We start from the raw sequence: 24009 nt of genomic DNA on the forward strand, positions 1-24009 counted from the left end.
TCGCATGCCCCTCGAGACCATCATTCAGCCCATCGACCGGGGCGAGATCCCGTTCGACCCCGCAGAGGGCACTGACCCCGCGGAGGGCACCGTCCGGGGCGGACCGGTCGACCTGGACGGACGCCGGTTCTACCGGATCCAGGCCTACGACCAGATGCCGCCGTTCTTCATGACCCTCGTCAGCGCGAGCGACGTCTGGCTCTTCATCTCGAGCACGGGCGGCCTGACGGCAGGACGGGTCGACGCCGATCGGGCCCTGTTCCCGTACTACACCGACGACAAGATCACCGAGAGCGGCGGCCGAACCGGCGGGTTCAGCGTGCTGCTCGTTCGACGCCCCGACGGGACCAGGATTCACTGGCAGCCGTTCGCGGAGGTGCGTCCCGGCGATCAGGCCGTGCAGCGCACGCTGTACAAGGACGCCCTCGGCACGACCCTGGTCTTCGAGGAGACCCGCCCGGATCTCGGCCTGCGCCTCCGCGTGACCTGGCAGACGAGTGCCCGCTTCGGCGTCGTGCGCAGCTGCGCCCTGACCTCGCTCACCGACCAGCAGCTCACCGGCGAGCAGCTCGGCGAAACGCTCGACGTCGACCTCCTCGACGGCCTGGTCAACATCCTTCCCGCCGGCGCCCACAAGAAGACGCAGAACGAGCTGAGCGTGCTGCTCGACGCCTACAAGCGGGCCGAACTCGACTCTTCGACGGGCCTCGGGCTGCTGACGCTGAACGCGACGCTCTCCGATCTCGCCGAACCCAGCGAGTCGCTGCAGGCCAACGTGGTCTGGCAGGTCGGGCTGGGCAACGCCGAGCACCTGCTCTCGATCAGCCAGGTGGCCGCCTTCGCCCGGGGCCGGGGCATCACCGCCGAGACGGATGTCCGCGGCCGGCGCGGCGCCTACCTCGTGCACGCGCGGATCACGCTGCCCCCCGGAAGCACGCAGCGCTGGCAGATCGTCGCCGACGTCAACCAGGACGCGGCCGATGTCGTCGCCCTGCGCGAGAAGCTGCGCGATCCCGCCGGGCTCGCCGAGGAGCTCGCGGCCGACATCGTCGGCACCCGGTCCGACCTGGAGACGATCCTCGCGGCCACCGACGCCGCCCAGCACAGCGGCGACGAGCTCGCGACCATCCACCACACCGCCAACGTGCTTTTCAACACGATGCGCGGCGGCGTTCCGGCCGAGGGCTACACGGTGGAGTCGAGCGACGTGCGGGCGTTCATTGTTCAGCGGAGTCAGCCGACCGCCCAGCGCTGCGCCGGCGTGCTGGCGGCGCTGCCCGAGCGGCTGCGCGCCGACGAACTCATCGCCATCGCCCAGGAGCACGGCGACGGAGACCTGTGGCGCCTCACCACGGAATACCTGCCGCTCACGTTCAGCCGCCGGCACGGCGATCCGAGCCGGCCGTGGAATCAGTTCCGGATCGTTCTGAAAGACGAGAGCGGCATCCGTCGCCTGGAATACCAGGGCAACTGGCGGGACATCTTCCAGAACTGGGAGGCGCTGGCCTGGTCATTCCCCGAATACGTGGAGTCGATGGTCACGATCTTCCTTGACGCCACGACCGCCGACGGCTACAACCCGTACCGGATCTCCCGCGAGGGCATCGACTGGGAGGTTCCCGAGCCCGAGGACCCGTGGGCCAACATCGGCTACTGGAGCGATCACCAGATCATCTACCTGCTCAAACTGCTCGAGACCTCCCGCCGCTTCCATCCGGGGCGCCTCGACGCCCTGATCAACCGGGCGGACTTCACCCACGCCGATGTGCCGTACCGGATCGCCGCCTATGCGGACATCCTCACGGACCCGTACAACACGATCACCTTCGACGACGAGCGGCAGCGCACGATCAGCCGGCGGGTCGCCGCGGAGGGCTCGGACGGTCGGCTCGTGCACGGCGCCGACGGCGACCTCGTGCGGGTGACGCTGGCCGAGAAGGTGCTCCTGCTCCTGCTGGCCAAGCTCGTCAACCTGGTGCCGGACGGCGGCATCTGGATGACGACCCAGCGTCCGGAATGGAACGACGCCAACAACGCGCTCGTCGGCCGCGGCCTGTCGGTGGTCACCCTCGCCTACCTGCGCCGCTACCTCGTCTTCGTTCAGGACCTCCTGACGGTCGACGTCGAGCTCTCGAGCGAGCTCGCCGGACTGCTCACCGCGGTGCGCGACGTGCTCTGCGAGCATGCGGATGCCCTCGCCGACGGGTTCGATTCCACTCGCCGCCGGACCGTGATGGACGGTCTGGGCGAGGCAGGGACCGCCTATCGTGAGCGGGTCTACGCCGGGTTCGGCGGAGCTCGCATGACGGTCGCCGCGGGAGACGTGGCCGAACTGCTCGATCTGGCTCGGCGCTTCGTCGAGTCCGGCCTGCACGCCAACCGGCGGGACGACGGGCTCGTGCACTCCTACAACGTGCTGGAGCTCGGGACCGATGGGGCCGACGTGCGGCGGCTCGCGGAGATGCTGGAGGGCCAGGTCGCCATCCTCTCCTCCGGTCTGCTCGGCCCGGAGGAATCGCTGGTCCTGCTCGGCGCCCTGCGCACGAGCCGGCTGTACCGCGCCGACCAGCACAGCTACATCCTCTATCCCGACAAGGACCTTTCGTCCTTCCTCGCACGCAACACCTTCAGCGCCGAGCGGGCCGCCGACTGCCCCCTCACCCTGCGCCTCACCGCGGCCGGCGACCGCAGCATCGTCGTGCGGGACGTCCAGGGCGACCTGCACTTCGCCGCCCACATCCGAAACGCCCGGGGCGTGTCGGAGGAGCTCGACCGGCTCAGCGCCGACCCGGCCCTGCAGGGCGCCGTGGAACAGGACCGGGCCGAACTGCTCACCATCTTCGAGGAAGTCTTCCGGCATGCGGAATTCACCGGGCGCTCCGGCTCGTTCTTCGCCTACGAGGGCCTCGGCAGCATCTACTGGCACATGGTCGCGAAGCTGCTGCTCGCGGTGCAGGAGACACTCGACCGGGCCGTCGCAGAGCAGGCGGATGAGGCCGCGATCCAGGGTCTGATCGCGGCGTACGAGGATGTGCGTGCCGGCATCGGCTACCGCAAGGATCCGCTCACCTACGGCGCATTCCCCACCGATCCCTACTCGCACACGCCCGCCGGCCAGGGCGCCCGGCAGCCGGGGATGACCGGGCAGGTCAAGGAGGAGGTGCTCACCCGCCTGGGCGAGCTCGGCCTGCGGGTCGAAGACGGTCGCATCCGTTTGCGGCCCACCCTGCTGCGGGCCGGCGAGTGGACCACGGCTCCCGGCACGTTCGCCTACCGGGATGTCTTCGGTGAACAGCACAGCGTCGCGCTGCCCGCGGACACGCTCGCGTTCACGTTCTGCCAGGTCCCGGTGGTGTTCCACCGCGGCGGCCCGCTCGAGGTGGTTGCGCACCTCGCCGACGGCAGCCAGGTGCCCGGCCCGGGCGGCGCGCTCGACCCCGAAGTGAGCGCGAGCGTCTTCCGCCGCGACGGCCGGGTGCGCTCCCTCACGGTGACGGTGCCCGACTGAGAGCGCTCTCTTGACAAACCAGCGATGCGCACACTAGCGTAAGCATCACAACGTGAGAGCGCTCTCACAGCACTGCTGAGAGCGGCCTCGCATCCACCCATCAGCACGCACACAAGGGAGTGACCGTGAAGCGTTTCCCGCGCACCACACTTGCAGTAACAGTCGCCGGAGCAGCATCCTTTGCACTGGTTCTATCCGGTTGCTCGGCGGACGCCGGCACCGGGCAGTCGACCGACGAGAACGTCAAACTGACCGTCGCGACGTTCAACGAATTCGGCTATGACGACCTGTTCGCCGAGTATGAGAAGGCCAACCCGAACGTCACCATCACGCACAAGAAGGCCGCCACCTCCAACGAGGCCCGCGACAACCTCACGACCCGTCTCGCCGCAGGCAGCGGCCTGAGCGACGTCGAGGCCATCGAGGTCGACTGGCTGCCCGAGCTACTCCAGTACTCCGACCAGTTCATCGACCTCGCCTCTGACGACGTCGACTCGCGGTGGCTCGACTGGAAGACCGAGGCCGCGACGGATGCCGACGGCCGCCTGATCGCCTACGGCACCGACATCGGGCCGGAAGCCGTCTGCTACCGGTCCGACCTGTTCGCCGCCGCCGGCCTGCCGACCGACCGCGCCAAGGTCGCCGCACTCCTCGGCACCAGCTGGGAGAGCTACTACGCAGCCGGCGACACGTTCGCTGCTGCCGGCACGAACGTGCCGTGGTTCGACTCGGCCGGAGCCACCTGGCAGGGGGTCGTCAACCAGATCCCCAACGCCTATGAAGAAGAAGACGGCACCATCATCGCCACCGAGAACCCGGAGGTGAAGGAGGCCTACACGAGCGTGCTCGAGGCCAGCAGCACGCTGTCCGCGCACCTCGGACAGTGGAGCGACGACTGGACCGCCAGCTTCCAGAACGACGGCTTCGCCACGATGCTCTGCCCGGGCTGGATGCTCGGCGTGATCTCCGGCAACGCTGAAGGCGTCGCCGGCTGGGACATCGCCGACACGTTCCCCGGCGGCGGCGGCAACTGGGGCGGTTCGTACCTGACCGTTCCCGAGCAGTCCAAGAACCAGGTCGAGGCCCAGAAGCTCGCCTCCTGGCTGACCGCCCCGGAGCAGCAGCTCAAGGCGTTCGCGTCCAAGGGCACCTTCCCGAGCCAGGTCGAAGCCCTCGAGAGCGACGAGCTCCTCGGCGCCACGAACGAGTTTTTCAACAACGCGCCGACCGGTGAGATCCTCGCCAACCGCGCCGCGGCCGTCGACGTCACCCCGTTCAAGGGTGAGTTCTACTTCGCGATCAACGACGCCATGCAGCAGGCGCTCACCCGCGTCGAAGACGGCACGATGACGCCCGACGAGTCGTGGGCTCAGTGGGTCACCGACGTCGAGTCGCTCGGCTAACCAGCACCACCCCGCCGGTCGGGCCGGTCGAGACCACCTGGTCTCGACCGGCCCCCGGTCTCGACAGGCTCGACCACCGGACAAGCTCAACCACCGAAGGACTGTTCATGACTACCGCCGCCGCCGTCGAGGTGAATGCCCGCAGCATCCGCCGCATCGCCCTCAGTCACAAACTGAGCCGCTGGGATGTGCGCTTCTCGCCCTACCTCTACATCTCCCCCTTCTTCCTCGTCTTCGCCGTCATGGGTCTCTTCCCGCTGCTGTACACGGCGTGGGTGTCGGTGCACGACTGGAACCTGATCGGCGGCCAGGGCGACTTCGTCGGCCTGGAGAACTTCGTCACGGTTCTGACCCAGGGGTACTTTTGGAATTCCTTGCGCAACACGTTCAGCATCTTCCTGCTCTCGAGCATCCCCCAGATAATCGTCGCGCTCGGCATCGCCGCCGTGCTCGACTTCAACCTGCGCGGCAAGACCTTCTGGCGCATGGGCGTGCTCCTCCCCTACGTCGTGGCCCCGGTCGCTGTCGCGCTGATCTTCAACGACCTCTTCGGTGACAAGTTCGGCCTCATCAACAGCGCGATCATGAGCATGGGCCTCGAGCCCGTTCGCTGGCACGTCGACGTGATCCCCAGCCACCTCGCCATCGCCACAATGGTGAACTTCCGCTGGACCGGCTACAACGCCCTCATCTTCCTCGCCGCCATGCAGGCCGTGCCGCGCGACTACTACGAGGCCGCCATCATCGACGGCGCCAACCGCTGGCGCACCTTCCGGTCGATCACCCTGCCGCTGCTGCGACCGATTGTCATCTTCGTCATCCTGACCTCGACGATCGGCGGCCTGCAGATCTTCGATGAGGCGCGCATGTTCGACAACGTCGGCCAGGGCGGGGCCAGTCGCCAGTGGCAGACGCTCACCCTGTACATCTATGAACTCGGCTGGAGCCAGCGCAACTTTGGCCGGGCCTCCGCCGTGGCCTGGCTGCTCTTCCTGATCATCATCCTCATCGCCGTGATCAACTTCCTCATCACCCGGCGCATCGCGGGCACCGCCGAACGCAAGCTGCGCGTCCGCGCGAAAGGCATCTCATGAGCAGGACCATCATCGGCGGCCACGACCGTCGACCCTCCCTCTGGGTCTACGGCATCCTGATCGCGGTTCTCCTGGGCTCGGCCTTCCCGATCTGGTGGTCGTTCCTGATCGGCAGCCAGGACGCCTCCGCGCTTAACCAGAACGGCATGATGTGGATCCCGGGCGGCAACTTCCTCGCCAACGCGGCCACCGTCATCGACAGCATCCCGTTCTGGACGGCCCTCGGCAACAGCATCATCGTGTCGTCCGTGGTGTCGCTCAGCGTCGTGATGTTCTCGACGCTCGCCGGCTATGCCTTCGCCAAGCTGAAGTTCCGCGGCCGGGAAGGCATGCTCATCTTCGTGATCGCGACCATGGCCGTGCCGACTCAGCTCGGCATCGTGCCGCTGTTCATCGTCATGTCGAGGCTCGGCTGGACCGGCAGCCTCTGGGCCGTCATCGCACCCGCCATGGTGACCGCATTCGGCGTGTTCTGGATGACCCAGTACCTGCGCGACGCGCTACCCGACGAGCTGATCGAGGCGGTGCGCATGGACGGAGCGTCGATGATCCGCAGCTTCTGGCACATCGGCCTCCCGGCCGCCCGGCCGGCCGCCGCGATGCTCGCCCTGTTCACGTTCATCGGCACCTGGACCAACTTCTTCTGGCCGTTCATCGTGCTCGGCCCGGGCAACCCAACCCTCCCCGTGGCGCTGCAACAGCTGCAGGCAGCCTTCTACGTCGACTACTCGCTGGTGCTCGCCGGCGTCGTACTCTCGATCATCCCGCTGATCCTGGTGTTCATCTTCCTGGGCAAGCAGCTGGTGGCCGGCATCATGCAGGGTGCGGTCAAGGGATGACCTCGTTCGGAACACGCGAAACAATCACCGAGAATATGGGTATGACCTCACACGCACGTTCCTTCCCGCCCGAGTTCCTCTTCGGGGCGGCGACGGCCGCCTACCAGATCGAGGGCGCCGCCCATGAGGACGGCCGCACGGATTCCATCTGGGACACGTTCAGCCGCGTGCCGGGTGCTGTCCTCAACGCCGACAACGGTGACGTCGCCTGCGACCACTACCACCGCTACCGGGACGACGTCGCCCTGATGAAGGACCTGGGGCTGCAGACCTACCGCTTCTCCACGTCCTGGGCCCGGGTGCGTCCCGACGGCGGGCCGGTCAACCCGAAGGGCGTGGACTTCTACTCCCGCCTGGTCGACGAGCTCCTCGGCGCCGGCATCAAGCCGTGGCTGACCCTCTACCACTGGGACCTGCCGCAGGCCCTCGAGGAGAAGGGCGGCTGGACCAACCGCGACACCGCCGCACGCTTCCGGGACTACGCCCTCTCCATGCACGACGCCCTCGGCGACCGCGTGGGCGTGTGGACCACTCTCAACGAGCCGTGGTGCTCCTCCTTCCTCAGCTACACCGGTGGCGCCCACGCGCCCGGGCGGCAGAGCCCCCGGGACGGCCTGGCCGCCGCACACCACCTGCTCCTGGGGCACGGCCTCGCCATCGAGGCGCTCCGTGAACGCGACCCGAAGCTCGAGCTCGGAATCACGCTCAACCTCACCGTCGCCAAGCCGGTCGATCCCACGCATGCCGGCGACGTGGACGCCGCGCGCCGCATCGACGGGCAGTTCAACCGGGTCTTCCTCGATCCGATCTTCCGCGGCTCCTACCCGGAGGATGTGCTCCAGGACGTCGCCGAATTCGGGCTGACCGATTTCATCCACGAGGGAGACCTGGCCCAGATCAACCAGCCGATCGACAGCCTCGGCGTGAACTATTACCACGGCGACCTGGTCAGCGATCGCCCGCCCGAGCATCCGCTGCTCGCCCAGGCTCCGACCGACCGCCCCACCCGGTCGCCGTACCCCGCGGCCGACGGCGTCTACGACCACCCGCAGGGGCTGCCGCTGACCGCCATGGAGTGGGAGGTGCAGCCCGACGGGCTGCGCGAACTGCTCGTTCGCGTGAACACCGACTACGCCGCCCCGACCGGCACGAGCCTCTACGTCACCGAGAACGGCGCGGCGTTCGACGACGTCGTCGCCGCGGACGGCAGTGTTCCGGATGCCCGGCGCACCGAATTCCTAACCGACCACCTGGGCGCCATCCTCGATGCGATCGATGAGGGCGTCTGCGTCTTGGGCTACTTCTACTGGTCGCTGATGGACAACTACGAGTGGGCCTGGGGCTACGAGAAGCGCTTCGGCATCGTGCGGGTCGACTACGAGACCCAGGAGCGCACCGTCAAGGACAGCGGCCGAGCTTACGCCGAGATCATCCTCAACCGCGCCCTCTCCTGATCCGCATCGGCGACGGACACGGGCAACTTAGAATGACGTCATGACAACCAGTGTGCGCCAGGCCCGCCCCTCGCAGCCCACCCTGGAAATGGTGGCCGAGGTGGCCGGGGTCTCCCGGGCCACCGTGAGCCGGGTCGTGAACGGGTCCACGAAGGTCAGCCCCGAGATCGTCTCCTCGGTGACCAAGGCCATCAACCAGCTCAACTATGTTCCGAACCGGGCTGCCCGCTCGCTCGCGAGCCGGCAGACCGAGGCCGTGGCCCTGGTCGTGCCCGAGGACATGACCCGGTTCTTCGGTGACCCCTACTTCGCCGCGGTCGTGCAGGGCATCACCCGCCGACTCGACCAGAGTGACTACACGCTCAACCTGCTCGTCGCCTCGAGCGACCCTCGGCACAAGACCCTGCGCTACCTGCGCTCGGGCAACGTCGACGGCGCGCTGATCATCTCGCACCACACCGGTGACGATTTCGTGGCCGAACTCGAGACCACGATGCCGGTGGTCTTCGGCGGCCGGCCGCCGAACGCGGACAACCTCGACGCCTTCTTCGTCGACGTCGACAACGCAGCGGGAGCCGAGACGGGCACCCAGCGCTTGATCGACATCGGTCGCCGCCGCATCGGTACGATCGCCGGAGCGGTGGACATGCCGGCCGGCATCGACCGCCTCACCGGGTTCGAGCGCACGCTGGAGCGGGCCGGGCTGCCCACGGATGCCGTCGAGCTCGCCGACTTCACGGCCGCCGGCGCAGCGGCGGCCACCCGCCGGTTGCTGGAGCGTTGCCCCGACATCGACGGCCTCTTCGTGGCGAGCGACCTGATGGCCACCGGGGCGGTGGATGTGCTGCGCGAGCTCGGCCGTTCAGTGCCCGGCGACGTGGCCATCGTCGGGTTCGACGACAGCCCGGCCGCGACGAGCGGCCCGGTGCCGCTGACCACGGTGAGCCAGCCCTCCGAGGAAATGGGCTACGCGATGGCGGACATTCTGCTGCGCCGGCTCGCCGCCGACGAGAGCATGCCGCACCGCACCCTCATGCCGACCCGTTTGGTGCTACGCGAGTCGGCGTGACACGCGCGGCTTCCCCGGTGCGGGTGCTGCGCCGTTGCGCGCGTGGCGCGCCGGCAGCGTAGCGGCGCAGCACCCGCGCACCGGCAATACCGGCGGGACGGGCAGGGCGGTCAAGCCAGCTGAGGCATGACCTCGCGGGCGATGAAGTCCAAGTGATCGAGGTCGGACAGGTCCATGATCTGCAGGTAGACGCACTCGACCCCGTCGTGGGCGAGGGCGCCGAGGCGGTCCACGACCTCGGACGCCGTGCCGGCCACGCCGTGCGCCCGCAGCTCGGCCGGTTCCCGGCCCACGGCCGCGGCCCGGCGAATGAAGTCGGCCTCGTCCGCGCCCGCGACGGCGATCAGCGCCGCCGAGTACACCAGCTCACGGGGATCGCGACCGATGGCCTCACAGGCAGCGCGCACGCCGGAGAACTTGACCGGGACATCCGCGAAGTCCGGGAACGGCAGGTTGAACTCCGTGGCGAAGCGGGCAGCCAGGGCCGGGGTACGCCTGGCGCCGCCACCGCCCACGATCACCGGGATGCGGGCCTGCACGGGCTTGGGCAGGGCGGGCGAGTCGACGAGCGTGTAGTGCTCGCCGGCAAAGCTGTAGCGGTCGCCGACCGGGGTCTTCCAGAGCCCGGTCACGATCTCCAGCTGCTCCTCGAGCATGCCGAACCGCCTGGCCGGGAACGGGATGCCGTAGGCCAGGTGTTCCTGCTCGAACCAGCCGGTGCCGAGGCCGAGCTCGACCCGCCCGCCCGACATCTGGTCGACCTGCGCCACCTGGATCGCGAGGATCCCCGGCGGACGGTAGGTCACCGACGAGACCAAAGTGCCCAGGCGGATGCGCCGGGTCTCCCGGGCGAGGCCCGCCAGGGTGGTCCAGGCATCCGTCGGCCCCGGCAGCACGGGAGCCGTGTCTCCCATCGCGAGGTAGTGGTCGGAGCGGAAAAACGCGTCGAAGCCGAGCGTCTCCGTGGCCTGGGCCACGGCGAGGATGTCGTCGTAGGAGGCACCCTGCTGCGGTTCGGTGAAAATGCGAAGTCTCATGCTCCCAATCTTGCCTCGGGCCGGTCGGCGCCGAAATCGAACAGCGCCGGCTGGGCCGGCTCCGGCACGGCCGGTTCGGGCACGGCCGGCTCCGGCACGGCCGGTTCGAATCCGCCGGGCAGGAACTCCACCGCGGGCAGCAGTGCGAAGCGCGTGCGCATGACCTGGATCGACTCGGGGTTCTGGTCCACCAGCACGAAGCGGCGGCCGAGGGCCGCGGCAACCGCGCCCGTCGTGCCGCTCCCGGCGAAGAAGTCGAGCACCCAGTCCCCCTCGCGGCTGGACGCCTGGATCATGCGGCGCAGGATGCCGACGGGCTTCTGGGTGGGATACCCGGTCTTCTCCTTGCCGGTGGGCGACACGATCGTGTGCCACCAGACATCCGTCGGCAGCTTGCCCTTCGCGACCTTCTCGGGGGTGACCAGACCGGGCGCCATATAGGGCTCGCGGTCGACCGTGGTCGAGTCGAAGTAGTACCGGGCCGGGTTCTTCACGTAGACCAGGATCGTGTCGTGCTTGGTCGGCCAGCGGTTCTTCGACTTCGCGCCGTAATCGTAGGCCCAGATCAGCTCGTTCAGGAAGCAGTCCCGGCCGAAGAGGGCGTCGAGCAACACCTTGGCGTAGTGCGCCTCGCGATAGTCGAGGTGCAGGTAGAGGGTGCCGTCATCGGCCAGGAGGCGCCAGGCCTCGATCAGGCGCGGCTCGAGGAAAGCCCAGTAGTCCTCGAACTGGTCGTCGTAGCCGAGCAGGTCACCCTTGATCCGCTCGTACCGCTGGCCCTTGAAACCGGTGATGATGCCCGCGGCGTCCGCACCCAGGGCGACGGATGCCGGGCTCGCCGCTGCGCGCACCGACGTCGTGGTCTGCCGGTTCTGCTTGCGCCCCGTGTTGAACGGCGGGTCCAGGTAGATCAGCGTGAAGGCCGCGTCGGGCAGCTGCGGCAGAACCTCGAGGTTGTTGGCGTGGACGACACGGCTGGGGGAGGAGGGAGACCACGCGATCGGCATTCCTACATTGTGTCAGGGAGCCTACGCTGAGGGGATGACACCAGATGCAGCATCCCCGGAAACGACCGGGGAATCCGACTCGGTCGTATTCCGTCACGAACCGGCCCTGGCCCGGTACACGCTCGAGTTCGCCGGCACCACGGTGGGCTTCGCCGACTACGAGGTCGCCGGCCAGGACGTGGTGTTCACCCACGTCGAGGTGGACCCGACGCACCGGGGCGAGGGGCTGGCGGGCATCCTCGTCGAGCAGGCGCTCGACGATGTGCGCACCCGCACCACCCTCACGGTCGTGCCGGTGTGCCCCTACGTCGTGCGCTGGATCGACCTGCACGCCGAGTACCAGGACCTGCTCACGCGCGGACGGTAGCCCGCATACCGACGGCCCCGTGGCCTAGGGAACCCGCCCGATCCACTCCTCGGTGCCGAACTTGGTCTCGACCAGCTCGGTCGCCCTGGCATATTCCGCCTCGGTGATCTCTCCGGCGACGGCGCCATAGAGCCCGGTGAAGGTCGCCTTCATCCGGTCGATGATCGCATCCCGGCTGAGGCCGGTCTGGCTGCGGAGCGGGTCGACGCGCTTCGCGGCGCTCGTGATGCCCTTGTCGCTGAGTTTTTCCCGGCCGATGCGGAGCACCTGCACCATCTTATCGCCGTCCATGTCGTAGCTCATGGTGACGTGGTGCAGCACGGCGCCGCTGCCGAGACGTTTCTGCGCGGCCCCGCCGATCTTGCCCTTGGGGCTCGTGATGTCGTTCAACGGCTGGTAGTACGCGTCGATGCCGAGGGATTTGAGCGCCGTGAGCACCCACTCGTCGAGGAATGCATAGGAGTCGGCGAACGTCATGCCCTGAACGAGGTCGGTCGGTGCGTAGATCGAGTAGGTGATCACCGAGCCGGCTTCCATGAACATGGCGCCGCCGCCGCTGATCCGGCGCACGACGGTGAAGCCGTGCTTGGCGGCCTGGACCGGGTCGACCTCGTTCTTCAGGGACTGGAAGCTGCCGATGACGACGGCCGGCTCCGTCCACTCCCAGATCCGCAGCGTGGGGTTGCGGCGCCCCTCGCCGACCTCGATCGCGAGCACCTCGTCAAGCGCCATCTGCATGACGGGAGCGACAGCCTTGGTGTGGATCAGCTGCCACTCGTAGTCGCGCCAGCCGCTGGCCTGGGCGAGGGAGCGACGGATCGCCACCGCCACCGATTCGGGCGAGAACCCGAGCAGCGTGGCATGGGCCGGGAGCGCGGCGCGCACTGCGGCGGCGATGCTGACCGCGTCGCTGTCGGCGGACAGGCCGTTCACGGCCGCGTTGATGTCGCCAAGCGCACTGTCGGGCTCGAGGAAGAAATCACCGGCCAGCCGGAAGTCGACGATCGTGTTGTCAACGACATCGAGATCGACGACGACGAGCTTGCCGCCTGGAACCTTATATTCACCGTGCATGACGCCAGCCTAATCGGCGCGCACGGCAAAACGTTTGGCCAGCCACCCGATCAGGTCGTCGAAGACATCCTCACGGTTCGTCTCGTTGAACACCTCGTGGCGGGCACCGGGATAGATGATGATCCGGATGTCCCGGAGTCCCGACCGCCCGGAATAGGCCCGAACCAGCCTGCGAGCGCTGCGCTCCCCGCCCACGATGTCGTCACCGCCGACCAGGATGAGCAGCGGCAGGCCCGGCGGCAGGTCGCGGCCCGGCCTGCCGAAGAGGCGCGCCGCCTCCCGCAGCCCGAACAGCTTGGCCAGCGGGGTCGTGGTCGTGAGCGGGTCGGCGATGAAAGCGCGGGCCACCTCTGGATCGCGGCTCAGCCACTCCACCCCGGTGTCACCGAGGTGCTTGTGACGGCGGTTGAGGTCGCCGCTGTCCAGGTAGCCGGGCATCCGGTAGGCCGTGCCGCTGAGCACGACCGCATCGTAGTCGGAGGCGTGCGCGTTGACGATCATCTGCACCATGAAGGACCCCCAGCTGTGGCCGAGCAGCACGAGCGGCAGGTCAGGGTGAGTGGCGCGGATGATCCCACTCAGCTGGCGTACGCCGGCCACCGCCGCGCGCAGTCCGCCGGGGCCGAGGCGGCCGAGGCGGGACAGGTCGCCGTCGTACTGGTGCACTCCGGTCTGGCCGTGGCCGCGGTGGTCATCGGCGTAGACCGTGTAGCCGGCCGTGTTCAGTCGGGTGGCGAGCTCCGCATACCGCTGCGCATGCTCACCGACCCCGTGAGCGACCTGCACGATGGCCCGCGGGCGATCGACCGGCCAGGTGAAATACGTGATCGAGACGCCAAAGTCATCCGTGTAGGTAGGCACGAGGCCAGTCTGGCAGGACTCGCCCCGCGCGTCTCTGGATTCCGGTTGTTCGCCGTCGATCCTGAACTAGGCTGCGTGCAGGGAATACTTAGCAAGGCTAAGTGGTTAGGGTGGGTAGCTATGGAATCTTCACCGACATCTCACGTGCTTGCGCCGGAGGTCTCTCCTGGTCGACGTGCGACGGTAGCCGAGTTGAGTCATGATTTCCGGCTGGCCAACGGCCGGCTGGCCCGCCGCCTGCGGCAGGAGAAGGCCGACAATGAGCTCAGCTCGAGCCAGTTCTCGGCACTCGGCACCCTGTTTTTCCATGGCCCGTTCACCCTCCGCGAGCTCAGCGAACGCGAGCGGGTCACCCCGCCGTCGATGAACCGCACGGTCAACGCGCTGGTCGACGCTGGCCTCGTGAACCGGGCCGGCTCTGCCGACGACGGCCGCAAGGTGGTGCTCACGGTGACCGACCAGGGGCGCACCCTGATGCGGGAGACGCGCAAACGCCGGGATGCCTGGCTCGCCCAGCGCATCGTCACGCTCAGCTCCGACCAGCGCCGGATCCTCACCGAGGCCGTCGACATCATGAAGGAACTCGCCAACAGTTGAACAACATGTTCCGCTCCCTGAGCATCCCGAACTATCGAATCTGGTTCGCGGGGGCCCTCGTGTCGAACATCGGAACCTGGATGCAGCGCACGGCCCAGGACTGGATCGTGCTGACCGAACTGACCGATTACAACGCCACCGCGGTGGGCATCGTGATGGCTTTGCAATTCGGGCCCCAGCTCGTGCTGATGCCCTGGTCCGGCCTCATCGCGGACCGGTTCAACCGGCGCAGACTGCTCATCCTGACGCAGACCCTGATGGGCCTGCTCGCCCTCGGCCTCGGTGTGATCACCGTCACCGGCGTCGCGGAGCTGTGGCACGTCTACCTCTTCGCCCTGGGCCTCGGGATCGTCGCGGCGATCGACGCCCCCGCCCGCCAGACCTTCGTATCGGAGCTGGTCTCCGACAAGGACCTCCCGAACGCCGTGGCCCTCAACTCCGCATCGTTCAACGGTGCCCGGCTGATCGGACCGGCCGCCGCGGGGCTGCTCACGGTCGCCGTCGGCGCCGGCTGGGTCTTCATGATCAACTCGGCGACGTTCGCGGCGACGGTGCTCGCGATGACTCTTCTGCGCACCGTTCAGCTGAGGCCGCAGCCGCGGGCCTCCCGCGAGCGGGGACAGCTGACGGCCGGCTTCCGGTACGTGTCCCGCCGGCCCGACATCATCGTCGTGCTGATCACCGTCTTCCTGGTGGGCACCTTCGGCTTCAACTTCGCGATCTTCACGGCGACGATGGCCACGGTCGAGTTCGGCATGGGTGCCAGCGAGTTCGGGCTGCTCAGTTCGATCATGGCCGTCGGCTCCGTCGCGGGCGCGCTGATGGCCGCCCGTCGCGGCCGGCCGCGGCTGCGTCTGGTCATCGTCGGATCCTTCGCGTTCGGCCTGTCCTGCGCCGTGGCCGCGGTGATGCCCAACTACCTGACCTTCGCGATCTCCCTGACCTTCGTCGGCCTGTCCTCGCTGACCCTGATGACCACCGCGAACGCCTACGTGCAGACCACGACGCGGCCGGCCATGCGCGGGCGGGTGATGGCGCTCTACATGGCGATCTTCGCCGGCGGCACGCCACTCGGGGCACCCCTGGTGGGTTGGGTAGCCGACCAGTTCGGCCCGCGCTGGGCACTCGGCGTGGCCGCGCTCTCGGGCCTCCTCGCGGCCGGGGCGGTGCTCTTCTGGATGGTGCGCTACCGCAGCCTGCGGGTACGGATCCGTCGGGGCGTGACCCCACGAGTGCGGGTGCACCACGACGGAGACGGCCGCACCGCCGAGACCGCCACCCGCGAAATCGCGATCGTCGAGGCCACGGCGACGCGCTAACGGAGTGAGACCTGACGAGCCTTGTGACTGTTAGCGCTTCGTGGCGGCGCTCTTTGATCGCTATTTGGCGCTATCGACGGTCAGGCGCTTCTTAATCCGGTATGAGGCCCAGGGCGCGCGCCCGGCGAGGACCACCCATCTAGCCTGGCAAGGTGATGATGCTAACGCCCGCAGCTGCCCGAGTATTCTGGCTTGCGCTCCTAGAGAATGCAGCGCGGCTCACCGTCGACGCGGACGCACTCTTTCCGTCACCGCGCGCCCAAGCATTGGTTGTTCTTGCCCAGGAAGAAGTGGGTAAAGCGGTCTGGGTCTATAAGGCGTTCTGGGACGCGTGGAACGACAGCGAAGAGACGCAACACGAGGTGCACGAGCTACGCAAGCTGGGGTTAGATCACGTCGCGAAGCATGTACAGGCGAATGACTTCTTGACCGCGATGGTCGACGTCCCCGGCTTCTCGGATTCCGTGGACATCGAAATCGCGAGGGAACATGCCCCCGATGCGCTGCGTGCCTATCTTGCGTCTCTCGCTCAGGAGGACAACGACGCTAAGAAGAAGGCCTTTTACGTCGATATGAAACCAGACGGTTCGTTCACCGTCCCTCACGAGATCGACCGGCCTTTCCTAAGATTCGACATATACCGGGTTGCTGACATGATCCATTGGTTTTGCGCCGAGGACCAGCTTCGAGCCAGCGTCAGCAGCACGCCGCGATCCCCGACCCAACACATCGAGGTCATGTTAGAGCCGGTCTTGGCTAAGGGCTCGGACGGCTGAATCCGAATACGAAGGTAAGTTATCTCTCCCTCACGAGTGCAACTCGACTTGTTCCGGCCCTCGCGAATACCGACGCAGTCGGGCGTTCTTGCCGGTGTCTCATAACCCAGTTGTCGCGTAACCCATGGGATACGCGAGTCATAGCTGTCGCACAGCGGCAGGCCGCTGATGTGCTCGCAAACGATCGTTTGTGGGCGCGGCGAGGGTTGCGTCATGGACGCGATCACACGATGCCGCCATTTAGCGGAAACGGTGTGTGTCATTTTTCGTACTCGACTGCACGGATCTTTACGCTCGTCTGCACGGCACCAGCTGATGGCGCACTGTGCGGACTATGCAAGCCTCTAGATCGATTTCACCGTCTTGTATTCCATGGGACATGAGGCGCTTTTGAAGTATCAGGTTGGGCCGTCATCGTCGCCATGACCTGGTGAACTGCCCGGCACTACAGGGTGGCAGCTCGGCGCATCATGTAACGTTCGTGATACACGGCGACACAGATCAGGAACGAGCGCGGCCAGCACGTTTGTTCCTCGAGCATTTCTCCGGAGCCCGATCACGGCACGCTCCACTCATCGAACAATGCCTCTCAGACCGCGGCAGTTTCACTGTCGTTTGGTCAGTGCGCGCCATCGTGGTTGCTCGGTGACGACGACGACGAGACAGAGCGCGGTGACGAAGACAGCGATCCACGACGGCCAGAGCACCCATGACGCCCAGCTCGCCGCGACCAGCTGAGCGACCAGCAGCAGGATGGTCACGATGCCAGGTGCCGCTACGGGTCCGCCGCCGCCGGGACGGTCGCCGGGCGTGCTGAACACGGCCGGGAGTCCGATGAGCAAAACCACGACACCGATCGCCAGCAGGATCGAGTGCGGCCACAACGCCCACGGGGTCGCGACCCAGGCGACGAGCTCGGTCAAAAAGCGGAGGCCGCCGCGGACCGGATCGGGACCGGGACCGGGACCGGGCGGGTGCGGGTGCGGGGTGCGCGAGGACGAGCGTTCGCGCTCAGCCACGGGATGAACCCGTCACTGGTCGGGCCGCGTCCCGATCACCCTTTCCCGTATCGGAAGACTCGCCGCCGACACGCAGGCCTTGGTCGATGAAGGTGATCATCCAAGCGAAGCTGTCGCCAACAACGGTGTCCATCTGGAAGCCATCGGACATCTCCAGGGACGCGAAACCGTGCAAGCTGCTGCGGAGCATCCGAAGCGCGTGGATCTCTTCCGTCGGATCGAGTCGGTAGCCGCGTAGGACTGCCGAGAAGGAATCGAGACTCCGACTCAGCGCCGCGTGCAACGGATCATCGGGGCCGCCCGGCCGGGCACCGAGGGTCGCGGCATACCGGCCGGGATGTCCCTCGACGAAGGACCGGAGGGCGTGGGCTGCGGCGGCAAGTGCGTCGCCGCCGGCTCGGCCCTGCGTAGCGTCTCGAATGGCATCGCCGAGCTCCGTGGTAGCAAGGATCGCGATGCGGTGGATGAGCGAGGACAGGCTGTCGACGTGTTTGTAGAGCGAGGGTCCTTTCACGCCGAGGCGTTTAGCAATGACGTTCATGCTCAGGTTCGCCAAACCGATCTCGTCGGCCAAGGCGGCGCCGGCCCGGGTCACGACGTCGGCATCGAGGCCGGCCCTAGGCACGGTGTGCCGGGGGGGTGGCCGGGAGAGTTTTGGATAGGAACGGAAGAAGCAAACCGAGAAGCTTCTCGGGCGTCTCGGCATGCAGGTAGTGGCCTGCGCCGTCGATGACGGCAAGCTCCCCAAGACCGGCCGGGAGGTCTGCGATGATGCGTTCGCCCTCAGCCCGGGGGTTGGCCCAGTCCGGGTCCGCGCCGCCTTCGACGATGAGGACCGGGCAGCGAACGTTGGCCAGCTGGGCGCCGGCGTCAGCCGGGCTCGTCTTGGTCATGGCCTTCAGGACTCCCATGCGATCCGGGTCGCTCAGCATTGTCTCGATGCGGGCGCGTTCAGTACTCCAGTCCGCGGGCTTCGTGGGGATCGCGAGGTTCAGGTAGTTCATCCAACCCTTGAGGCTGCCGCCCAGCATGACTTTCGCCAGCTGGACCGTTCCGCGCCGGTGGTTCTTGACGCGGAGCAACCCGCCGAGATCAGCCGACTGCTTACGGGTGAAAGGCGCCAACTCGACGACACCGGAGATCAGATCGGGTGCCGTGGCAGCAGCGATGGTCGCCGCCCCGCCGCTGATCGACTGGCCCACGATGACGGCGGGCCCGCCAAGATGACGCGCGAGGGCCACGAGGTCGCCCGCGATGTCGGTGCGCTCGTACTGCGACCATCCGGTGCTCGATTCGCCGCTACCGCGAATATCCGCGTTAGCGACCCGGTAGCCGGCCGCTACGAGAGCGGGGACGATGAACCGGTATGAGTGTCGGCTGTCACCCATCCCGTGGGCCAACACGACAAGCGGGCCTTCGCCCTGCAAGTCGTATGCGATGGTTCCTTCATCGATGTTCAGTGTCTCCGTCATAATGCCCTCCAGTGGCTAAGTGCGGTAGCGCAAAGCTAGCATGCATAGCCTGAGGTGTCTACTTCTTCGTCGATCGAACGTCTGCGGCCGTCGTTTCGAACGAGACAACGGCTGGCAGAAATATTGAATGGGCGCTCCGACGGACTCCTACCACCCCGTTGTCACCCGGCCCGCTCAGCGGCAGCCCCTTCGTGCGAGCCGCTCAAGGCCCGCCCGAAAGCCAATCCTTGGGTTCTCGCGGTGGTCGCAACGCTTACTGAATGGAGAGTGTTGTGGCGGGCTTGGCGTTGAGGTTCCGGCTGGATCTGGTCCAGCTGGCATGGGAGTGCTTTCAGGCGGGGCAGTTCGCGAGTGAGGCGGGCGAGCGGATCGGGGTGGATCGCACGACCGCGAAGAGGATGCTCCTGGCGGCCGGCGGGGTCAGGCCGCGCCGGGGCCGGGACCTTTAGTGCCGGTATCTGTCGTTCGTGGAGCGCGAGGAGATCGCGCTCGGGATCGCCGCCGGCCAGTCGATCTGTGCCGTCACGAGACGTATTGGTAGGGCGCCTTCGACGGTCTCGCGGGAACTCGCCCGGAACAGCATCAAGGGCGGCTATCGGGCCTCGAGCGCTCAGGTGGCGGCGCACCATCGCGCCTCACGCCCGAAGTCGGCGAAGCTGAGGGTGAATGAACGTCTGCGTGCGAGGGTGGAAGCGGACCTGGCCAAGCGGCGATCGCCGGAGCAGATCGCCGGTCGGCTACGTCGAGAGTTCCCCGACGATCCGGAGATGCAGGTGCAGATCAGCGACGACCTCGCGGTCGTGTTCGCCGGCCAGGCCGAGCTGCAGGTTTCGCACGAGTCGATCTATCAAAGCCTCTACGTTCAGAGCCGCGGTTGCGCCGGAGTGCGCCTGCACCGTCACCTTCGACGGGGCCGATCCGCCCGGAAACCACGGGGCACACAGCTGAACGCGCCGGGCAAGATCCGCGACAAGGTGATGCTGAGCGAACGGCCCAAAGAGGCCAACGACCGGAAGGTCGCCGGTCACTGGGAGGGCGACCTGATCGTCGGATCCGCGTCGGGATCGGCAATCGCGACTCTCGTTGAACGCACGAGCCGGTTCGTCGTCTTGGTGCATCTGCCCAATGGCCACAGCTCCGGCGCACTCCACGATGGACTCATCAGTGCATTGGACGGTCTGCCGGTACTGCTGAGGCGCTCTTTGACGTGGGATCAGGGAACCGAGCTGGCCCGGCACGTTGACATCACCAAAGCCACCGGCGTTCCGATTTTCTTCTGTGATCCGGGCTCACCGCGGCAGCGCGGCTCGAACGAGAACACCAACGGCCTGCTGCGCCAGTACTTCCCGAAAGGCACCGATCTGAACGCCCACAGCGCTCAACGCCTCCTCGAAGTCGCCACTGAACTCAACGAGCGACCCCGCAAAACCCTCAAACGAAGCACCCCAGCCGACCTGCTCAGCGAGCTAACCTCGAGGAAGGAATTAGCCCCTGTTGCTTCCACCGCTTGAAACCGCCCATGAGATACGAGACGCTGACTCCCCACCGGCAACCAGGTCGATGCGCCAAATAGCGATCACAGAACGCCGCCACATAGCGCCGAAAGTCACAGACGAGCCTGGCGGCAGTTCTCCCCGAACGAATTCGACGGAGATTCTGCCCAAATCGTTGCCATAAGGCCCGAAAAGGCAGGTTTCGCTCAGATTCTCCGTCGAATTGGTTCAACACCGGACACCGCGCCCCCCTGTGCTGCACAGAGTCCGCGCAGCGCAGCCAGCTCCGAGTTCGTGGGGCGCAGCACAGCACATCGCTTGGCACCCACTCGGCTGACGGATGCCGGTCAGCGCACGCCGTTCATCAGCCGCAGGATCGGTCGGGCGATCAGTGCGAGCAACAGCCCGAGCGCGATCGCGACCCCGCCGATCACGCTGAAGTAGACCGTCTCCGACACCGAGGTGTACCACTCGGCGAGCCAGCCGGACACCGCGGTGCCCAGGGCGATCGAGAGGAAGAACAGCGCGACCATCTGGGTCTTGAAGGGTTCCGGGGCGAGCCGCGTCGTGACGGCCAGGCCGACCGGCCCGATCAGGAGCTCCGCCACGGTGAGCACGAACAGGATCGCGATCATCGCGACCAGTGGCGTCGAATTCGGGCCGCCGTCGACGAACGGGAGGAACAGCAGGAACGCGGAACCCATCAGCGCGGTGCCGAACGCGAACTTCACCGGGGTGGACGGCTGGCGGGAACCCCAGCGCGTCCACAGCGCGGCGAAGGCACCCGAGAGCAGGATGATGAAGACCGGGTTGAACGACTGCACCCACGAGACCGGCAGCTCCCAGCCGAACACGTCGCGGTTGAGCCGTTCGTCGGTGTAGATGGTCACCACCGTGAACTGCTGCTGGGAGAGGGACCAGAACGCGGCACTGGCCACGAACAGCGGCATGAACGCGTAGACGCGTCTGCGCTCGAGGGCGGTGATCTGACGGTTGCGCAGGATGACCACGAAGTAGCAGACCGTGGCGATCAGAGTCAGCGCGATAACAATGGTGACCAGGCCGGATGCCGTGATCACACCGAGCAGGACCAGCACCACGATCACGGCGGCCGTTGCGATCGCGGCCCAGAGGTAGCTGGCGTGGCGCGACGCCGGCAGCGGGTTCGGCACCTCGTGCACGATGGCCGGCAGGCGCTTGCGGCCGAAGGAGTACTGCACCAGGCCGATCGCCATCCCCACGGCGGCGAGCCCGAACCCGTAGTGAAAGCCGAGGGTCGTCTGCAGCAGGCCGGTCAGGACCGGCCCGAAGAAGGCACCCAGGTTGATGCCGAGGTAGAAGAGCGAGAAGCCCGCGTCGAGCCGAGGGTCGTCCTTGGCGTAGAGCGCGCCCACGACGCTGGTCGCATTGGCCTTGAGCCCGCCGCTGCCCAGCGCGATCAGGATGAGCCCGGTCGCCACGCCGCCGAGGCCCGGCAGGAGCGCGAGCGCCACATGCCCTACCGCGATCACGATGGCGCTGAAGAAGAGCACCCGCTCCGAGCCCACCAGGCGGTCGGCCACCCAGGCTCCCAGGATGGTCGACAGGTAAACGCCGCCGCCGTAGGCCCCCACGGTGCCTGCCGCGGTGGCCTGCGGGATTCCGAGGCCGCCGTCGGCCGCGGAGTAGTACAAATAGAGCAGCAGGATGCCCTGCATCCCGTAGAACGAAAACCGCTCCCACATCTCGACGCCGAACACGTTGGCAAGGGCGCGAGGCTGTCCGAGGAAGCTTCGGTCGTCACGGGTGGGGGATTGTTCAACAACCGAGCTCATTGCTTGACCTTACCGTGTGCCCCCAGACCTGGGGGCATCGGCCGGGTCGCGGCATCCGGCCCGGTGGCGCGGTACGATTTTGCCCGTACCGTTACGGCGACCGGGAAGGGGCATCGTGGACACCTACTCGCTCGTTTCCCTTCTCAGCGAGGTGCTGACCCTGGTCGGCCTGGCCGTCGGCGGGGCACTCTTCGCGGCCGGTCTCGTCGCGCGCGGCGTGAAGGGTCGCTGGGTGCTGACGGATGGCGTCATCGCGTCCTCCCGGGCCGGAACGGTCATCCGCTGGTTCGACCGTGACGGCGAGGTGCACGAGTGCCCGGCGAACACACACGAGACGCACGGGCTCGCGCCCGGCGACGACGTGCCGGTCTGGTTCAGCCTCCGCACCCCCTCCCGGTGCCGCACCCACACCCCGGAGGCCGAGGGTAGGGCGCTGCGCCTGACCGGCCTGATCCTGCTCGGCATCGGCGCCGCGTCCGGCGTGCTCGGCATCGTGCTGCTCTTCATCTGAGATCCTCTGCGTTCGCACGGAGCCCGCCGCCGTGACCAGGCCCGTTCATGTTGAGTACAGGCGACCTCTCCACCCCGGCCACCTCCGGTTCGTAGCGTGGAAAACCGGGGGCAGACTGCCGCCGGTTCACGCAACACCAGGGGGAACACGCAATGCGCACAATCCTGCTCTCGGTGGCCGCCGCCGCCATCCTCGCCGGGGCCGTCACCGGGACGTTCGGAGCCTCGCCGGCCCGGGCCGCTCCCTCCGATCCGGGCACGCCGGCCGCCACAACCGCCGATCCGTCCGGCTCCGAAACGACCGGCACGGTGAACGCCCTTCGGTCCAACCAACGCAATGGATCATTCGATCTGCAGTCGCACCGCGGCGGTCGTGGCCAGTGGACCGAGGAATCACTGACCGCCTTCGCCGGGTCTCTCGAGTTGGGTGTGAGCACGCTCGAGCTGGACACCCATTTGTCCAGTGACAACCAGGTGGTGGTGTGGCACGACGACGTGATGACGTCCAGCAAATGCGCCGACACCGCGCCCGCGTTCCCCGGCGACCCGGCCTTTCCCTATGCCGACGACCGGGTGCGCGACCTGAGCCTGGCCGAGATCCGCACCCTGGACTGCGGCTACCAGCAGTTGCCGGGTTTCCTTGAACAGGCGAACACCCCCGGTAGCCGAATCGCGACGCTGGGCGAGGTGTACCAGCTGGTGCGCGACTACGACGCCCGCAAAGTGCACCTCAATGTCGAAACCAAGGTGGAGGTCTCCGGTCCTGACGGAGCCGAGGAGATGGCGGCCCTCACCCGCGCCGTCGTCGGTGAGATCGAGGCTTCCGGCATGGCGGATCGGTCAGTCCTGCAGAGCTTCGACTGGGCGTCACTGAACCTCACCCGGCAAATCGCCCCGGACCTGACCCTGGGGGCCCTGTCGAGCGGGGATTCCTGGCTGGGCGTCGGGCAGCCCGGATCCAGCCCGAACCTGGGCGGCATCGACATCGACTCCTACAACGGTTCCCTGGCCCAAGCGGCTGCGGCCCTGGGCTATGACATTGTCTCCCCCGCTTTCGCATCGGTCACGCCCGCTATGATCGCCGACGCCCACGGCCTCGGCCTCCCGGTCGTCCCGTGGACGGTGAACGAGACCGCGGACTTGACCAGCCTGATGGAGGAGGGAGTGGACGGCATCATCACCGACTACCCCGACCGCCTCCGCACGGTCCTCGAGGAGCGCGGCCTGAAGGTGCCGGCGGCGTACACCCGGTGACGGATGCGCCCCGGGCGCTGGTGCGCACCGGGCGCGTCGTGT

General features: G+C 67.3%; 21 protein-coding genes. 13 read left to right on the top strand and 8 right to left on the bottom strand.

Annotated elements, in window-relative coordinates; all coding sequences use genetic code 11:
- Window positions 1-4: 4 nt before the first annotated feature.
- From E3O62_RS03440 to E3O62_RS03465, 6 genes are all read left to right on the top strand, one after another.
- A complete protein-coding gene (locus E3O62_RS03440; protein WP_134397554.1) occupies window positions 5-3508 on the top strand; it encodes a hypothetical protein in 3504 nt (1167 codons plus the stop codon).
- A gap of 125 nt (window positions 3509-3633) precedes the next feature.
- The gene (locus E3O62_RS03445; RefSeq protein WP_134397555.1) at window positions 3634-4911 is read left to right on the top strand and encodes an ABC transporter substrate-binding protein; all 1278 of its coding nucleotides are present in this window, start codon (window positions 3634-3636) and stop codon (window positions 4909-4911) included.
- Window positions 4912-5018: 107 nt separating this feature from the next.
- A complete protein-coding gene (locus E3O62_RS03450; RefSeq protein WP_134394399.1) occupies window positions 5019-6005 on the top strand; it encodes a carbohydrate ABC transporter permease in 987 nt (328 codons plus the stop codon).
- The gene (locus tag E3O62_RS03455; RefSeq protein ID WP_134394400.1) at window positions 6002-6844 is read left to right on the top strand and encodes a carbohydrate ABC transporter permease; all 843 of its coding nucleotides are present in this window, start codon (window positions 6002-6004) and stop codon (window positions 6842-6844) included. Before E3O62_RS03450 ends, E3O62_RS03455 begins: the two co-directional genes overlap by 4 nt.
- Before the next feature lie 41 nt (window positions 6845-6885).
- A complete protein-coding gene (locus E3O62_RS03460; protein ID WP_134397556.1) occupies window positions 6886-8298 on the top strand; it encodes a GH1 family beta-glucosidase in 1413 nt (470 codons plus the stop codon).
- A gap of 40 nt (window positions 8299-8338) precedes the next feature.
- Window positions 8339-9367 (top strand): LacI family DNA-binding transcriptional regulator, encoded by a 1029-nt coding sequence (locus E3O62_RS03465; RefSeq protein WP_134394402.1) that lies wholly within the window; start codon window positions 8339-8341, stop codon window positions 9365-9367.
- Window positions 9368-9477: 110 nt separating this feature from the next.
- Here the strand turns inward: E3O62_RS03465 and E3O62_RS03470 are convergent, their stop codons facing one another.
- Both E3O62_RS03470 and E3O62_RS03475 read right to left on the bottom strand, forming a co-directional pair.
- Complete coding sequence (locus tag E3O62_RS03470; protein WP_174720102.1) at window positions 9478-10404, bottom strand: LLM class F420-dependent oxidoreductase; 927 nt, start codon at window positions 10402-10404, stop codon at window positions 9478-9480.
- The gene (locus tag E3O62_RS03475; RefSeq protein ID WP_166786408.1) at window positions 10401-11411 is read right to left on the bottom strand and encodes a site-specific DNA-methyltransferase; all 1011 of its coding nucleotides are present in this window, start codon (window positions 11409-11411) and stop codon (window positions 10401-10403) included. The genes E3O62_RS03470 and E3O62_RS03475 overlap by 4 nt, the downstream gene beginning before the upstream one ends.
- A 34-nt stretch (window positions 11412-11445) precedes the next feature.
- On the opposite strand from E3O62_RS03475, the gene E3O62_RS03480 reads away from it, so the two are divergent.
- A complete protein-coding gene (locus tag E3O62_RS03480) occupies window positions 11446-11778 on the top strand; it encodes a GNAT family N-acetyltransferase (protein ID WP_134397557.1) in 333 nt (110 codons plus the stop codon).
- Between the two features lie 24 nt (window positions 11779-11802).
- Here the strand turns inward: E3O62_RS03480 and E3O62_RS03485 are convergent, their stop codons facing one another.
- Complete coding sequence (locus tag E3O62_RS03485; protein ID WP_104170055.1) at window positions 11803-12852, bottom strand: biotin/lipoate A/B protein ligase family protein; 1050 nt, start codon at window positions 12850-12852, stop codon at window positions 11803-11805.
- Between the two features lie 9 nt (window positions 12853-12861).
- Window positions 12862-13713, bottom strand: coding sequence for an alpha/beta fold hydrolase (locus E3O62_RS03490; RefSeq protein ID WP_134394405.1), 852 nt, complete (start codon window positions 13711-13713; stop codon window positions 12862-12864).
- Between the two features lie 192 nt (window positions 13714-13905).
- On the opposite strand from E3O62_RS03490, the gene E3O62_RS03495 reads away from it, so the two are divergent.
- The 3 genes from E3O62_RS03495 (at window position 13906) to E3O62_RS03505 (ending at window position 16405) form a co-directional block, all read left to right on the top strand.
- Window positions 13906-14310 carry a MarR family winged helix-turn-helix transcriptional regulator gene (locus tag E3O62_RS03495; protein WP_241973293.1) on the top strand — a complete coding sequence of 135 codons (405 nt, stop codon included), beginning with the start codon at window positions 13906-13908 and terminating at the stop codon, window positions 14308-14310.
- Between the two features lie 5 nt (window positions 14311-14315).
- Window positions 14316-15629: an MFS transporter gene (locus tag E3O62_RS03500; protein WP_134397558.1), complete on the top strand. Its 1314-nt coding sequence runs from the start codon at window positions 14316-14318 to the stop codon at window positions 15627-15629.
- A gap of 155 nt (window positions 15630-15784) precedes the next feature.
- Window positions 15785-16405: an AbiV family abortive infection protein gene (locus tag E3O62_RS03505; protein WP_241973295.1), complete on the top strand. Its 621-nt coding sequence runs from the start codon at window positions 15785-15787 to the stop codon at window positions 16403-16405.
- A 605-nt stretch (window positions 16406-17010) separates the two neighbouring features.
- On the opposite strand, the gene E3O62_RS03510 is transcribed toward E3O62_RS03505, so the two are convergent.
- From E3O62_RS03510 to E3O62_RS03520, 3 genes are read right to left on the bottom strand one after another with little or no spacing between them, the layout of a single operon-like run.
- Complete coding sequence (locus E3O62_RS03510) at window positions 17011-17424, bottom strand: hypothetical protein (protein ID WP_134397559.1); 414 nt, start codon at window positions 17422-17424, stop codon at window positions 17011-17013.
- Complete coding sequence (locus tag E3O62_RS03515; protein WP_134397560.1) at window positions 17417-18049, bottom strand: TetR/AcrR family transcriptional regulator; 633 nt, start codon at window positions 18047-18049, stop codon at window positions 17417-17419. Before E3O62_RS03515 ends, E3O62_RS03510 begins: the two co-directional genes overlap by 8 nt.
- Window positions 18042-18896 (bottom strand): alpha/beta fold hydrolase, encoded by an 855-nt coding sequence (locus tag E3O62_RS03520; protein ID WP_134396157.1) that lies wholly within the window; start codon window positions 18894-18896, stop codon window positions 18042-18044. The genes E3O62_RS03515 and E3O62_RS03520 overlap by 8 nt, the downstream gene beginning before the upstream one ends.
- Before the next feature lie 458 nt (window positions 18897-19354).
- Between E3O62_RS03520 and E3O62_RS03525 the strand changes: the two genes are divergently transcribed.
- Entirely contained in the window at window positions 19355-20407 is a 1053-nt protein-coding gene (locus E3O62_RS03525) for an IS30 family transposase (protein WP_134396158.1), read from the top strand.
- A gap of 329 nt (window positions 20408-20736) precedes the next feature.
- Here E3O62_RS03525 and E3O62_RS03530 read toward each other — a convergent pair whose 3' ends face one another.
- Window positions 20737-22203 carry a peptide MFS transporter gene (locus tag E3O62_RS03530; protein WP_134397561.1) on the bottom strand — a complete coding sequence of 489 codons (1467 nt, stop codon included), beginning with the start codon at window positions 22201-22203 and terminating at the stop codon, window positions 20737-20739.
- Between the two features lie 115 nt (window positions 22204-22318).
- Here E3O62_RS03530 and E3O62_RS03535 point away from each other — a divergent pair, with 115 nt between their 5' ends.
- Together E3O62_RS03535 and E3O62_RS03540 are read left to right on the top strand one after the other, a co-directional pair.
- The gene (locus tag E3O62_RS03535) at window positions 22319-22714 is read left to right on the top strand and encodes a sortase (protein ID WP_134394409.1); all 396 of its coding nucleotides are present in this window, start codon (window positions 22319-22321) and stop codon (window positions 22712-22714) included.
- A 152-nt stretch (window positions 22715-22866) separates the two neighbouring features.
- Window positions 22867-23967: a glycerophosphodiester phosphodiesterase family protein gene (locus E3O62_RS03540; protein WP_134397562.1), complete on the top strand. Its 1101-nt coding sequence runs from the start codon at window positions 22867-22869 to the stop codon at window positions 23965-23967.
- Window positions 23968-24009 lie beyond the last annotated feature (42 nt).

Source organism: Cryobacterium sp. TMT2-15-1, from assembly GCF_004402345.1.
GTDB classification, from domain to species: domain Bacteria; phylum Actinomycetota; class Actinomycetes; order Actinomycetales; family Microbacteriaceae; genus Cryobacterium; species Cryobacterium sandaracinum.

Excerpts from the sequence above, each read along its gene's own strand:
- E3O62_RS03530 (WP_134397561.1), bottom strand. The coding sequence starts at position 22,203 with ATGAGCTCGGTTGTTGAACAATCCCCCACCCGTGACGACCGAAGCTTC.
- E3O62_RS03460 (WP_134397556.1), top strand. The coding sequence starts at position 6,886 with ATGACCTCACACGCACGTTCCTTCCCGCCCGAGTTCCTCTTCGGGGCG.
- E3O62_RS03480 (WP_134397557.1), top strand. The coding sequence starts at position 11,446 with ATGACACCAGATGCAGCATCCCCGGAAACGACCGGGGAATCCGACTCG.
- E3O62_RS03470 (WP_174720102.1), bottom strand. The coding sequence starts at position 10,404 with ATGAGACTTCGCATTTTCACCGAACCGCAGCAGGGTGCCTCCTACGAC.
- E3O62_RS03450 (WP_134394399.1), top strand. The coding sequence starts at position 5,019 with ATGACTACCGCCGCCGCCGTCGAGGTGAATGCCCGCAGCATCCGCCGC.
- E3O62_RS03455 (WP_134394400.1), top strand. The coding sequence starts at position 6,002 with ATGAGCAGGACCATCATCGGCGGCCACGACCGTCGACCCTCCCTCTGG.
- E3O62_RS03505 (WP_241973295.1), top strand. The coding sequence starts at position 15,785 with ATGATGCTAACGCCCGCAGCTGCCCGAGTATTCTGGCTTGCGCTCCTA.
- E3O62_RS03540 (WP_134397562.1), top strand. The coding sequence starts at position 22,867 with ATGCGCACAATCCTGCTCTCGGTGGCCGCCGCCGCCATCCTCGCCGGG.
- E3O62_RS03440 (WP_134397554.1), top strand. The coding sequence starts at position 5 with ATGCCCCTCGAGACCATCATTCAGCCCATCGACCGGGGCGAGATCCCG.
- E3O62_RS03520 (WP_134396157.1), bottom strand. The coding sequence starts at position 18,896 with ATGACGGAGACACTGAACATCGATGAAGGAACCATCGCATACGACTTG.
- E3O62_RS03485 (WP_104170055.1), bottom strand. The coding sequence starts at position 12,852 with ATGCACGGTGAATATAAGGTTCCAGGCGGCAAGCTCGTCGTCGTCGAT.
- E3O62_RS03500 (WP_134397558.1), top strand. The coding sequence starts at position 14,316 with ATGTTCCGCTCCCTGAGCATCCCGAACTATCGAATCTGGTTCGCGGGG.
- E3O62_RS03475 (WP_166786408.1), bottom strand. The coding sequence starts at position 11,411 with ATGCCGATCGCGTGGTCTCCCTCCTCCCCCAGCCGTGTCGTCCACGCC.
- E3O62_RS03465 (WP_134394402.1), top strand. The coding sequence starts at position 8,339 with ATGACAACCAGTGTGCGCCAGGCCCGCCCCTCGCAGCCCACCCTGGAA.